The following is a 14,096-nucleotide window of genomic DNA, read 5'->3' as shown; positions in this document are numbered from 1 at the left end:
CATGAAATTGTTTTCTAATGTTTCTTAATTTCTTAAAGTGTGTTCGTTACTGAATCAGTTACCGAATCACTGGTATTCAGGTTCAACAGCAATCTGATCTTCCTTGGCGGACGAATCTGGTCGAGCGCCAATATTGAAGCCAAGATCGTCGGAAGATGAAACTGGGTCGTCCTCTTCATCCTTCATGTCGATTGCAACGCCTTCAGCGTTCAACACCTCAACATTAAGGGAAAGCGACTGCATTTCCTTAAGCAACACCTTGAAGGATTCAGGAATGCCTGCTGGTGGGAGGTTATCGCCCTTAACAATAGCGCCATACACGCGCACGCGGCCGTCGACGTCATCAGACTTCGTGGTCATCATTTCGTGCAATGTGTAAGCAGCGCCGTAAGCCTCGAGCGCCCACACTTCCATTTCGCCGAAGCGCTGGCCGCCGAACTGAGCCTTACCACCCAACGGCTGCTGGGTAATCATGGAGTAAGGACCAGTGGAACGTGCGTGAATCTTATCATCAACCAAGTGATGCAGCTTCAAAATGTACATGTAGCCCACAGAAATTGGCTTCGGGAATGGCTCGCCAGTGCGACCGTCGAACAAAGTTGCCTTACCGTCTGAACCAACAAGCTTTTCGCCATCGCGATTTGCAAGAGTTGTAGAAAGCAAACCCTTCAAAGTTTCTGGGCGAACGCCGTCGAATACTGGGGTTGCAACTGGAGTGCATGGATCGCCATGCTCAGCGCCCTGCGGCACGTACTTCTTCCAAGCAGCCTCAAGGTCTGGATCCAAGTTAATATCCCAGCCAGCGTGAGCAATCCAACCCAAGTGAAGCTCGAGCACCTGGCCCAAGTTCATTCGAGAAGGCACACCCAACGGGTTAAGCATAATGTCAACAGGAGTACCATCAGCCAAGAATGGCATATCTTCTTCTGGCAAAATGCGGGAAATAACACCCTTGTTGCCGTGGCGGCCGGAAAGCTTATCGCCCTGAGTAATCTTACGATGCTGAGCGATGTAAACGCGAATCATTTGGTTCACGCCGTTTGGAAGCTCGTCGCCGTCGTCTTCAGCGTCTTCGCGAGTGATTTCCTTAACTGCAATCACAGTACCGGTTTCACCGTGTGGAACGCGCAAAGAAGTATCACGCACTTCGCGGCTCTTTTCGCCGAAGATTGCACGAAGCAAACGCTCTTCTGGAGTAAGCTCGGTTTCGCCCTTAGGGGTTACCTTACCAACCAAAATATCGCCGGCTTCAACTTCAGCGCCGATGCGAATAATGCCGCGCTCGTCGAGATTTGCAATCGCATCTTCGCCAACGTTTGGCAAATCGCGAGTAATCTCTTCGGAACCAAGCTTGGTTTCGCGAGCGTCGATTTCGTACTCTTCAATATGAATAGAAGAAAGCGTATCGTCCTGCACAAGACGCTGGGAAATAATCACAGCATCCTCGTAGTTGTAACCATTCCAAGGCATGAACGCAACGAGCAAATTCTTACCCAATGCAAGTTCGCCCTTATCGGTTGCAGGACCGTCTGCCAAAACAGTACCAGCTTCAACGCGTTCGCCATCTTTAATAAGTGGCACCTGGTTGTAGCAAGTAGTCTGGTTAGAACGCTGGAACTTTGAAAGCTTGTAGCTGGACTGAGTTCCATCGTCGTTCATAACGCGAATAATATCTGCAGAAACGTATGTTACAACACCCGGCTTTTCTGCCAAGATTACGTCGCCAGAATCAACTGCTGCACGCCATTCGGAGCCGGTACCAACAAGTGGGCGCTCGGACTTAATAAGCGGCACAGCCTGACGCTGCATGTTCGTACCCATCAATGCACGGTGGCCTTCGTCGTGCTCCAAGAATGGAATCAAGGAAGCGCCGAGGGAAACCATCTGACGTGGGGAAACATCCATGTAGTCTACAGTGCTAACAGGCACATCGACTGCTTCTTCTTCGTCCACACGAGCAAGTGCTTGAGTGCCAACGAAGTTGCCGTTTTCGTCGAGTTCCTGGTTTGCCTGAGCAATAACGTGCTCGGCTTCGCGGTCTGCAGTCATGTATTCGACTTCGTTAGTTACGTGACCGTTAACAACCTTGCGGTATGGGGTTTCAATGAAGCCGAATGGGTTGATTCGTCCGAAGGTTGCCAAAGAACCGATAAGACCGATGTTTGGACCTTCTGGGGATTCGATTGGGCACATACGTCCGAAGTGGGATGGGTGCACGTCTCGAACTTCCATGGAAGCGCGATCGCGAGAAAGACCACCAGGGCCGAGTGCGGAAAGACGACGCTTGTTAGTAACGCCTGCCAATGGATTGTTCTGATCCATAAACTGGCTGAGCTGGGAAGTTCCGAAGAATTCCTTAATAGTTGCGTTTACTGGACGAATGTTAATCAAGGACTGAGGAGTAATTGCTTCTGCGTCCTGAGTTGTCATACGTTCGCGCACAACACGCTCCATGCGGCTTAAGCCGGTACGAAGCTGATTCTGCACAAGCTCGCCAACCTGGCGAATACGACGGTTTCCAAAATGATCAATATCGTCAACGTCAACACGCACCTGCACGTCTTGACCGTCGCGCTTACCTTGGAAGGTTTTCTCGCCTGCGTGTAAGGTTACCAAATACTTGATAGTGGCGATAATATCTTCACGGTTCAAGCTGCGATCGCTGTAGTCTGCTTCGAGACCGAGCTTGCGGTTGATCTTGTAACGACCAACTCGAGCCAAATCGTAACGCTTTGTGTTGAAGTAGAAGGAGTCGAGAAGATTGCGGCCGGCTTCTGGAGTTGCAGTGTCGGCTGGGCGAATCTTACGGTACAAGTCGGTAAGTGCGTCTTCTTGAGTATCGATTGATTCCTTTTCGAGAGCATCCAAAACAAGTGGATAACCCTTGAAAGCTTCGGCAATTTCCGGCTTGGTCATGCCAATAGCCATAAGGAATACGATTGCAGACTGCTTACGCTTGCGGTCAACGCGAACGCCTAAAACGTCACGCTTGTCGATCTCAAATTCCAACCACGCGCCGCGGCTTGGAATAATCTTCGCGCCGAAAACATCCTTGTCGGAAGTGCGATCCTGCGTGCGATCAAAATACACGCCTGGAGAGCGCACAAGCTGCGAAACGATTACTCGCTCGGTGCCACCAATAATAAAAGTACCGTGTGGAGTTTGAAGTGGGAAATCACCCATGAAAACAGTCTGGCTCTTAATTTCGCCAGTTTCGCCGTTTTCAAACTCAGCGTTCACATAAAGTGGAGCGGAATAGGTGTAATCCTTTTCCTTGCACTCAAGCACAGTGTGGCGTGGTTCTTCAAAGTATGGGTCGGAGAATGTGAGGCTCATTGTCTCAGCAAAATTCTCGATTGGGGAAATCTCCTGGAAGACTTCGTCAAGACCGGAAACATGAGGCACGGTGTGAGTTCCGTTTGCCTCGTCTTCGGCAACGCGCTTCTTCCAGCGTTCAGAGCCGATCAACCAATCAAAGCTGTCGGTTTGCACGCCGAGGAGGTATGGCACATCAATAGGCTCACAAATGGAGCCAAAATTCACACGATCTGACGCTTTGTGCAGTTTAATATCATGCTCGTCAGCACGTGCGATGACTTTCGTGGTGCTCGTCATAGCTTGTTCAGCAGCCAATGGACGTTCCTTTATCACTCGCTAGTTAACTATTTAATCTTTGAAAACTGAAGAAAATCGCGGCAAATGATGTGCTTATTTAAGCATATTGTGATTCGCGAGCGCCTTCTTCGGTTCCATGAGCATGCCCGCTATATGACACACCTTACACAGACTGTCTATTCTAGCGAAAGCTCCAGACTTCCTTATTAATAAAAAAGTCTGCTCTAGCGCTTGCAATTTTTTGGATGCTTAATATTCTCTACTTCAGTGGAACGAATATTCGTGTGGTGAGATTTGAGATTTTTCGCACTGAGCGAGGCGAACGTCAGAGCCGAAGGCTGCTGATTCGTCGAGCGAAGAAGAAAAATCGAAAAATCTCTGCGATTGGCATGGTTATTAACGAATTAGTATGCAGAGTTTGGGGGATTTCTTTACGAGCACTAAAAGAGGACTGAGAAGCTACATTCTTTAAGAAAGGCGAACACACTAAACGTCTTTAACAGCCAGAGCGCCCGAAGGACGGGACGTGCGAGGAGAGAAATCCCCTAAAACTCGCGCAACATTAAGTAGGATTACACAAAACCCGCGCAACGGCAAACGATACAAGTTGCGAGTAAACTAAATACGTTACGATTACGAAGTTACGTAAGGAATACTTAAAAGCTAAGGAATAGAATGGATAACAGCGAGAATACGCAAGAAGCAGCGGCAAAAGCCGAAGAGCAAGCCGACGCGCACAAAGCCGCCGCAAGTCGCGTAGAGCAAATGTACGAGTACGGCTACCGCAAGTCAAACTATGGCCCTGACGAGCTTGTAACCGACGCTCATGGAAATCCAATTAGCGTTATGGACGCCATGCTCAGCGCCGACGATGCCGCGCGAGCAGAAACGCACACGCCTCATCTTTGCTTCTACTCCCCTCGTATTCCAGGAAATACCGGTTCCGCAATTCGTCTTTGCGCTGTAACTGGCACTATTTTGCACTTGGTTGAACCGCTTGGTTTTAATTTGCACGATACTAAATTGCGTCGCGCAGGCTTGGACTATCACGATATGGCTCACGTTGTTTTGCATCCGAATTTTGAGAATTTAGTTGAGTCGATGCCTAATTCGCGAATTATTGCTTTTACCGCAAATGCTACGAAACTTTACACTGAAATTGAATATAAACCGAACGATATTCTGCTTTTTGGTCCAGAACCTGGAGATATTCCGGATCCGATGGATGTTATGGCAGGCCCGCATGTGGCAGAGCAGGTTCGTCTTCCAATGCGACCTTCGCTTCGTAGCTTAAATCTTACAAATTGCGCTTCTATTGCAGTGTACGAAGCGTGGAGACAGCTCGGTTTCGCCGGCGGCAAGTAAGCACATCAAACTATGCATTACAATGGATAGTATGTTCACACCATCCGGAATACAGCGCAAAATAAAGCGACAGGTGCAGCGCAAAGCGAGCGCCATATTTAATCGCAGTAAATTGCGTAAATCCGGCAAAAAAATGAGCACGTCGCAGCAAAAAATGTATTTTCGCAGACGCGTTTTTGTGTGTGTAGTGCTTTTTTTGATTGTGTCGCTGGCAATATTTTGCGTTATTAGCTTAGGTAAGGGACTTGCTGCAGTTGGCGGTGCGATTGCAGGGCATGAAGTTGATGTTTCTAGAAAATCCGTGCCTGAGCCGCGACCGGTTGGACTCACTCCCCGATGCACTGCGCGCGATATTAATATTGAGCTTTCTGTGAAATCTCAAAACGTTCCGATGGGCGGTAGCGTTGAGATTACTGAGCGTTTTGTATATGAAGGAAATACTTCGTGTCTTATTGATGCTTCCGACATGAATTCTGTGCTGTCTGTAAACAGTAGCGATGCTGTTAGTAGGTCGAATGATGACGCAAAAGATAGTAAAGATGGTAAAGGTAACAAAGATAGCAAAGAAGTAAAAAACGGCCAAAATACTAAAGATGCAAAAGACTCTAAAGACGCAAATAGCAGCAACTACTTATCTAACGCAGTGTGGCGTTCAGACACTTGCGATACTGCTTTAAAACCGCTTCTTATGGCTAAGGGCGATCATTTTGAAAAGAAGATTACCTGGAATACCAACACGAATGCAGGAAAAGGCTGCACTGCGGACGAGGATTTGCCGAAGGTAGATCGCGGAACTTATGTTCTTAGAGTTGAGCATAAGCGCGTTGCAGGATTGCATAGCGAACCGCTTTTTGTAAACGTGCGATAAGTAAAAGCGTATTACAGCTTCACGCAAAACTTCTCTAAAGCTTCGTGTCAGTTTTCGTCCACAGAATTATGCGCTAAATCAAAATCCGCAGCATCTGAAGCGGAATTAAGAATTTCACGATCGTCACAAACAGGAGCCAAAACCAAATCCTTAACAAGCTCTCGCGTGCGAAGCTGCGAATCTGCATCCAAACCATCGTCAGTAATAACAGTATCAACCTGATCAAAACGAGCAAACAGCGAAAGCGACGTGCAGCTCCATTTAGTGTGATCCGTCAAAATAATCGTGCGGTCAGCAATATCCATTAAAGCCATATCCGTAGCCGCTTCCAAAGAGTTAGGCATAAGGAATCCTCGAGGAAGAGACACAGAATGCGTTCCAAGAAACACAGTATTCACTCGAAGCGAAGCCACAACTTTATCTGCAATAGGACCAACCAGCGAGTTGGAGCGCGTAATCACGCCACCGGTTACAATAACCTCAACATCCTTCGACTCCAACGCCTGCACAAGCTCGGCAACAGGAATCGAATTAGTCAAAATCGTAATTCCAGAAGCCCTACGCGACTCCAGCAAATGCTGCGCAAACACGTAAGCCGTTGTGCCACCGCCAATAGCAATAACATCCCCCGGAGAAACATAGTCCACAGCCAAGCGAGCAATAGCATCCTTCAAACCAATATCCATCTGCGATTTCACAGAAAACAGTGGTTCAGAAAGCAAAGTGTTAGTAGTTACAGCGCCGCCGTGAACTCGCTTCAAAAGCCCTCGATCGGAAAGCTCGGCAATATCCCTGCGAACTGTCATTGCAGAAACATTCAGCTCTTTAGATAGCGCGGTAATACGAACTGCACCGCGCGTACGAAGACGGCTTAAAATCAAATGTTGACGCTGCGAAGAAATCATACGAACATTATCGCACAAGTATACGCAAAAAACAAACGCAATTGAGCGTTTTGGGGCGTAAAAACGAAAAGAACGCACATTTACCCGCATTCAAATCTTATTTTTGTAATAAATCGCACAAAAACGAACGCGCATTAGGGTGGTAAACGCACAAATAATGCCTTAATATATAGATATGCATTACGTTTCTGAAAATTCATTGCACAATGTCGTCAATAAAGCCACGACTGATTTGTTCACTTTCTCCTACAAGCATGTAATAAAACCACATTTTGTGTTCAACATTCCGCCTGACGAAGCTCACGAACGCATGATTGACTTCTGCAAATTCAGCGAAAATACGCCGGGTCTTATGTGGCTTCTTCGAACAATGCTTAACTACACGGATCCGGTTCTTGAAACTAATGTTATGGGATTGGATTTTGCGAACCCGTTCGGCTTAAGCGCTGGATTAGATAAAAACTGCCAAATGGCAACCGTGCTAGACAATGCCGGCTTTGGTTTTGAAACAGTTGGCTCAACTACAAGCCGTCCTTGCGAAGGAAATCAGAAGCCTTGGTATCATCGTCTTCCGCAATACGACTCTATTTTGGTGCACGCAGGTTTGGCAAACGACGGCAGCGAAGCGGTTGTTGCACGTGCAGAAAAAGCGTGGACTAAAGCTAAATCAATGAATATGTCTATTTCAATTGCTCGCACAAACGACGATTTAGTTGGCGACTTAAACGAAGGCATTGAAGATTATCACATTTCTATGGAGCGCGCGGCTGGACGTAGCTCGATTATTGAGGTGAATATTTCCTGCCCAAATACTCGCGTAGGTGAACCTTTTAGAGAGCCAGAAGCACTGGATAAACTTTTTAGCGATCTTGATACTATTAAGCGACCTCAGCCAACGCTTGTTAAAATGCCGCTTAACTTGCCGGGAGGATGGGAGCAGTTTAAGTCGCTTTTAGATGTTCTTGCCGAACATAAGGTTGATGGCGTAAGTATTTCGAACTTGCAGAAGAACCGCTCCGGACTTGACGTTCCAGCAGATTGGCAAGGTGCACTTTCTGGAGGCCCTACCTACCAGGCAAGCAACGAACTTATTCGTCGCACGCGTAAGGCTTTTGGTAATCGTTTTGCTATTGCTGGAATTGGTGGCGTCTTTACACCAAAGCAAGCGTACGAGAAGATTCGCTCTGGTGCGGATTTGGTTATGTTTATTACGTCTCTTATGTACAGAGGACCGCAGCAGATTACGACATTAAAGCGCGGACTTGCGGATCTTTTGAAGCGAGACGGATTCGAACATGTTTCCGACGCTGTTGGAGCAGATTTAGACTAAAAGTGACGGCATAAACTACCCAGTCGCGAGTAGTTTATGCCGTTTTTTTGCGCGATTTTGACCAAAACAGCGCAGCGTTGAGTAGTTTATGCCGCTTGCGCTGTTTTAATCATCTAAAACTTAATACGCATCTCCTGTGGAAGTGTTGTAATCATCGCGACGAGCAGTTCCATACTGATCCTGCGTCTGCTGCTGATTATTAGCCTCTTCCTGCTGTTCTCTAGCGGCCTGACGACGAGCGTCTTCATCTCGCTTTTCCTGCTCAGTTTGGGCAGGCTTCTTATAAAGCGAGTCGTGCGTTGAGGAAGCTCCGGCAGTGTACTTTGGATCAGGCTTTCCGTAATCGTTATCAACAGGAATATTAGCAGCCTTCAAATAGTCGTTCATAAACTGCTTCCAGGCAGGCGTTGCAATATACATACCATACCAAGCTGCCATTGTGCGGCCGTTAATAGTCATGCCGTTAAAGCTTTTTTGCGATTCGGCATTGCCGACGGCCACAAACGAAGCCACCTGATACGGCACAAATCCAGCTGTGGTCATGTAGTACTGTTCGTTAGTACCAGTTTTTGCGAAGGTTTTACGTCCGCCGTCAAGCTGAGTTGTTGAAGCCTCACCACCAGGTTGAACAACACCCTGATTAAGTGCGTATGCGGCAGTTTGTGCAATACCCTTTGGAATAGCCTGATGGCAATGCGCACTAGGAACTCTTAAACGCTTGCCATTCTTATCAATAACTCGCTTAATAGCAATAGGATCGCAAGCAACACCATCTGCACCCAAAGTTGCATACACATTAGCAACAGTTAAAGGCGAAGCCTGCACAGAACCAATGGTCATTGGCGGGTTCAAAGAATTAGCCGAATACACGCTTTCCTGACCAAGAGGCGAATTATGGTATCCAAGAATTTTAGCCGCGTCTGCAATAGAACACAGCTTAATTTGCTGAGCCATAGACGCCTGCGTAGTATTGTGAGAACGAACAAGACCTTGCAAAGGCGTTTCTGGGCTAACAGTTCCACCGCCGGAGTTTTGCACAAACCATGAGCCGACTCCGCGGAACTTATTGCAGTTAAAATCAGAATTATTGTATCGGATAGTCGTGCGAAGAGGCTGGTTTATTGACTTTCCAGCAAGCATCCACGCAACCATATTAATAGGCTTCCAAGTAGAACCAATCTGCCAGCCAAGACCACCGCCATCTCGCTCGTCAACAGCGTAGTTAAGAGCAGTATGAGTTGGATCAGACCTAGCAGCGTCGGACGCGTCATAAATACGATTGCTACCAAAGGCCAAAACCTCACCAGTTCCAGGCTTAATAGCAGCAATCGAAACTTCAAAACCGCTTTTATCGTTTACTGGAATCGTGTCACGAGCAGCTTTCATTGCAGCCTTACTTGCACGCAAATCCATAGTGGTGTAAATATCGAGACCACCTTCAGTAAGAAGCTTTTCTCGCGCAACAGCCGTCTTTCCAAATTCGCGAGAGTGCAAAATTCGCTTGGTTACGTAATCGCAGAAGAATGCAGCGTCACCTGCAGCCTGGCAACCAATCTTAGACACTTCTCGCTGAACATTAAGAGTATTTTTTAGCGGGATTGCTACGGCAGAATCATGCTCTTTTTTATTTATAAAACCTTGACGAAGCATTAAATCAAGCACAATATTGCGCTGCTTTTGCGCTTCTGGCTGATTTTCTTCAATAGACGGATCGTAATGAGAAGGATTTTTTGTGATTGCAGCAATAGTTGCAGCCTGCACAAGATTAAGCTTTGCAGCGCTCGTATTAAAGTAGCGGTGGGCTGCAGTTTCTACACCGTAAATATTATTGCTACCAAATTGCGCAATATTAAGATAGCCTTGCAAAATCTCAAGTTTTGAATACTTTTTTTCCATTTGAATTGCTATGAGCATTTCGCGAAGCTTACGCGCAATCGTACCTTCAGAAGCGTGATATTCCGCCAAAGGATCGTTGTTTTCGCGCGCTTTAATCATAAGCACATTTTTCACATACTGCTGTGTTAAAGAAGAGCCGCCTTGCATATCTGACTTTTTAACGAATGTTTTCACAAACGCGCGCATAACGCCTTGAACATCAACGCCAGAATGCTCAAAGAATCGCCTATCTTCACGAGCAACCATTGCCTGCTGCATATATTGCGAAATACGTCTAAGCGGCACAACAGTGCGATTTTGCGCATAAAATGTTGCGATAATTGTTTTGCCATCAGATGCATAAAGTCGCGATTTTTGCGGCAAAGCAGTTACATCAAAATCAATGCCATCAACGCGAAGTGAAGGAACAACTGTTTTCACCACGCTATTCACACTCATAACGCCAGGAACGAACATAATACTTGCAGCAACACCACCCGCAACACACAAAGTGATGTAGGTAAGAAACAGCGCTAGCACACGACGAGCAGTAAGTGAATTCTTTTTCGGCATGCGTACTATTCTAAAGGTTTGCCTCTACTTGAATAATCAGCGTCCTGCTCTTCGAATTAACATTCCCGGCTTATAAATAATAATCGAACGTCCTTTTCGCATAATCCACCCGCGATTTGCAAAATCCATAAGCGCTTTGTTCACAGTTTCCCTAGAAGAACCAACCAACTGAGCTAATTCCTCCTGAGTTAAATCATGCGGCACAAGCAAACCGTCACTCATTGGCTCGCCAAATCTGGATGCCAAATTCAACAGAGTTTTTGCCAAACGAGCTGGAACATCCATAAAAACTAAATCTGAAATTCTCTCATTATTAGCCCTCAGTCTCGCAGCCAAAACTTGCAGCATATCTACAGCAACTCGAGGATGATTATTTAGCCAAGCGAATAAAATATCGTTTTCCAGCCACAAAACTTTTGTTTTGCTTGTAATGGTGATTGCTGAAGCGGTACGAGGACCGCCCTTTGGGTCAAAAACAGGAATTTCGCCCAAAATTTCACCAGAAGTATGAATACTAAGCAATTGCACACGATTATCGTTAGAATGACGCACTAATTTTACGCGACCGCGCTCAAGAAGGTACATTCTATGATCGGTATCGCCCTCATTAAAAATCGACTCACCTTTGTTAAAAATCGACTCCTGAAGATGCACCAAAAGTTCCTTCATTTGATCCGCAGGAACTTGCTTAAACAATGCAGTATGTTGCAGCGACAATCTATCACTATTTGTAATCACTGCACTAGTTTTGCTTATCACCATTGCTTTACCCTTCTCAAGCAAAGTAGATATATCGCCTTTGAGTTACCTACGCATACAGATGAACGTAAACGTATGTGCGTAAACGAACATCACTTCGAACTATAATATCACGGATGCTGGCACGTAGGCGACCAAAACTACTCACAGATGAGTAGTTTGGGTCGGAATCTCGCAAGAAAACGACATAAACAGCACACAGCTGAGTAGTTTCGGTCGTTTTAGACTATTCGTTTATGCCCATAGCGCCAAGACACCAGGCGTTTTCATACGCAAGCTCCTGCCACTGCCTATACCTACCCGAAGTACCGCCGTGGCCACCGTCAGTTTCAACACGCGCAATAGCATCCACCCCAGAAGCTTGCAATTTCGCGAGCCACTTCATAGGTTCAGTAACAAGTACGCGAGTATCGTGAATAGACGATGTGATTAAGATTTTCGGGAAATCAGCTAATTTTTTGCGCCCATCTTCACTACCAGCACAAGGCACGTTTTCGTAAGGAGTATACGACTTCATATAAGCGTAATCTTCAGCATTATTAAGCGGATTTCCCCACTCATCCCACTCGGTTACAGTAAGCGGCAAAGAAGAATCAAGCATAGAAGTAAGTGCGTCAACGAACGGCACATCCGCTTCAATTCCCGCATAACATTCCGGAGCCATATTTGCTATAGCACCCATAAGCAAGCCGCCTGCAGAACCGCCATTTGCAACAGTATGGCAAGCAGAAGCGAAACCAGCATTCTGCAATGCGCGCGTTGCGTCAACAAAATCTTCAAAAGTGTGCTTTTTATTAACGCGCCTACCCTGCTCATACCACGCGCGACCCATTTCACCGCCGCCGCGCACATGCACTTGAGCATACAGCACTCCGCGATCTAGCAAACTCAAGCGTCCAACAGAAAAACTAGGGTCAGAACTTACTTCGTACGCGCCGTATCCTGTAATAAACATTGATTCGTTTTGCGAAATTTTATCCGGACGCCAAACAATAGACACCGGCACACGCTCGCCATCTCTAGCAGTAATCCATATGCGTTTTTCGGCGTAATTATGCTCGTCAAACTCGCCAAGAATCTTCCCGCGCTTAAGTAACACGTCTTCGCCGCTTGAAGGATCAAGCTCACGAAGCTGACCTAAAGTTGCGTAACTTCCAAAAGCGTAACGCATGCGAGGAGCTTCATAAGAAGGATTCCCAGTCATAGAAATGCTGAACAAGCGATTATTTTTGATTTCTTCTTTAGATATTTTGCAAAGACATTCACGAGAAGAAGATTTAGCTTGATTAGTTATACAAGATTGCAGATTATTAACATGCGAAATACTTACGTTTTGAACATTAACGCAAGTAGATTCGTGATCTAAAACAATTTGAGGCTGAACTTCGTAAAAACGCCACGGCTTTCCGCTTAAAAAGTCTTCTACAGCGCGCTTTTTGCTAACTACAGCCAGATGCGGCAATCCTTGAGCTCTATACGCCAACGCAACATAATTTTTATACATTGACAATCCGCTTATACTTAAGCCGACTGAGTTTCGCAATATTTCAGGATTTTGTTCGCAATTATACGGCTGACAAATAGGCTTTTTGCTGGCCGAATCTTCCCACAAATCTCCATTTTCACAGCCGTAAGGAGAACCGGAAGCAACGCAAACGCCATCACCTAGTTTATAAGTCGCAATTTTAGATGAGACTGCGTTCGCACCTTCGCTTGTATCTGCGTCCATATTTGCGTCCGATTCTGCGTCCGGAAGATTTCGCATATCAATAACATCAATCTCAAAATTAGGATTTTTAGCATTGTGGCAAACAATAGCAACCGGAATATCCTCACCATTTTTACCAGCGCCTTCAAAGCATGCGAAGGAAATGTCGTATTCAACGCCTTCGGACGGCTCAATCACCATGCGAAAATCACCTTCAGGCGTACTTAGCGGAAGCATAAGCACGCGAGAGGTTGTTTTAGAGCTGCTACTAATCATCATGTAGCGTTCGTCAAAGCTTTCGTAAACGTCAACAAAAAAGCGCTCGTCTTTTTCTTCAAACACTTTTATATCGCTGCTTGTTGGCGTTCCAACGCGATGCCGCCAAACCTGGTAAGGACGCCATGCGCTGTCTATTTTTACATAAAACACCCATTTTCCGTCCGGAGAAAGTGAAGCAGAAGAAAGATTTTCCCAAGACTCTTCCAAAGGAGACCAAGAGCATGTGCTGGAAGAAAAATCTCGCATAAAATAGCTAAAACGTTCGTCGCCTTGAGTATCAACTCCGTAAAGCATACGAGAGCCGTCGGAGCTTAAATCCATGCCTCCAAGCCGGAAGAATTTGCTTCCAGCAAGCTCTGCTTCTTTGTTTGCATCAAAAAGCATTTCTTCACCTACAGTTGCGCCCGGCTCAGCAGACTCATCTATAGTAGGCGGATTCCAATTAGCTTCATCGCTAACTTTCATACGACATTGAATAGCGTACTGTTTTCCTTCTTGCGTACGAACGTAATACCAGTAATTATTCATTCGCACAGGAACCGACATGTCTGTTTCTTGAACTCTAGAGCGCAATTCATTAAATAAGGTAGAACGCAAGTTTTCTAAACGCTTAACGCGCTTAGCAGTGTACGCATTTTGAGAATTTATATATTCAAGAAGCTCACTGCTGCTACGATTTTTCATCCAAGCGTAGTCGTCAACATAAGTATCGCCATGAAATTCGCGCTTTGAGGGTATTCGCTTAGCTTCTGCAGGTTTTTCAAAGACTGTTTGAGAAGTTGTTTTACAGCTTGTTTCGCAAATCTTTTCACTCATAAA

General features: G+C 46.0%; 8 protein-coding genes. 3 read left to right on the top strand and 5 right to left on the bottom strand.

Annotation, left to right across the window (positions count from 1 at the left end):
• Positions 1 to 66 precede the first annotated feature (66 nt).
• Positions 67 to 3,615: a DNA-directed RNA polymerase subunit beta gene (gene rpoB, locus HXT33_RS01365; protein ID WP_421787638.1), complete on the bottom strand. Its 3,549-nt coding sequence runs from the start codon at positions 3,613 to 3,615 to the stop codon at positions 67 to 69.
• A 675-nt stretch (positions 3,616 to 4,290) separates the two neighbouring features.
• Here rpoB and HXT33_RS01360 point away from each other — a divergent pair.
• Complete coding sequence (locus HXT33_RS01360; protein WP_421787226.1) at positions 4,291 to 4,980, top strand: tRNA (cytidine(34)-2'-O)-methyltransferase; 690 nt, start codon at positions 4,291 to 4,293, stop codon at positions 4,978 to 4,980.
• Positions 4,981 to 5,011: 31 nt separating this feature from the next.
• Positions 5,012 to 5,848, top strand: coding sequence for a peptide ABC transporter permease (locus tag HXT33_RS01355; RefSeq protein WP_421787636.1), 837 nt, complete (start codon positions 5,012 to 5,014; stop codon positions 5,846 to 5,848).
• Between the two features lie 47 nt (positions 5,849 to 5,895).
• On the opposite strand, the gene HXT33_RS01350 is transcribed toward HXT33_RS01355, so the two are convergent.
• Positions 5,896 to 6,753 carry a DeoR/GlpR family DNA-binding transcription regulator gene (locus HXT33_RS01350; protein WP_421787224.1) on the bottom strand — a complete coding sequence of 286 codons (858 nt, stop codon included), beginning with the start codon at positions 6,751 to 6,753 and terminating at the stop codon, positions 5,896 to 5,898.
• Positions 6,754 to 6,928: 175 nt separating this feature from the next.
• On the opposite strand from HXT33_RS01350, the gene HXT33_RS01345 reads away from it, so the two are divergent.
• A complete protein-coding gene (locus tag HXT33_RS01345; RefSeq protein WP_421787222.1) occupies positions 6,929 to 8,083 on the top strand; it encodes a quinone-dependent dihydroorotate dehydrogenase in 1,155 nt (384 codons plus the stop codon).
• A gap of 120 nt (positions 8,084 to 8,203) precedes the next feature.
• On the opposite strand, the gene HXT33_RS01340 is transcribed toward HXT33_RS01345, so the two are convergent.
• From HXT33_RS01340 to HXT33_RS01330, 3 genes are all read right to left on the bottom strand, one after another.
• Entirely contained in the window at positions 8,204 to 10,531 is a 2,328-nt protein-coding gene (locus HXT33_RS01340; protein WP_410314576.1) for a transglycosylase domain-containing protein, read from the bottom strand.
• Between the two features lie 36 nt (positions 10,532 to 10,567).
• The gene (locus tag HXT33_RS01335) at positions 10,568 to 11,293 is read right to left on the bottom strand and encodes a Crp/Fnr family transcriptional regulator (protein ID WP_116794305.1); all 726 of its coding nucleotides are present in this window, start codon (positions 11,291 to 11,293) and stop codon (positions 10,568 to 10,570) included.
• A 223-nt stretch (positions 11,294 to 11,516) separates the two neighbouring features.
• Positions 11,517 to 14,093, bottom strand: coding sequence for a S9 family peptidase (locus HXT33_RS01330; RefSeq protein WP_421787220.1), 2,577 nt, complete (start codon positions 14,091 to 14,093; stop codon positions 11,517 to 11,519).
• Positions 14,094 to 14,096: the final 3 nt, after the last annotated feature.

Source organism: Gardnerella sp. DNF00753, from assembly GCF_049244275.1.
GTDB lineage: Bacteria > Actinomycetota > Actinomycetes > Actinomycetales > Bifidobacteriaceae > Bifidobacterium > Bifidobacterium greenwoodii.
Note: the sequence above shows the minus strand (reverse complement) of the source record. Positions and strands in the feature narration are given on the sequence as shown.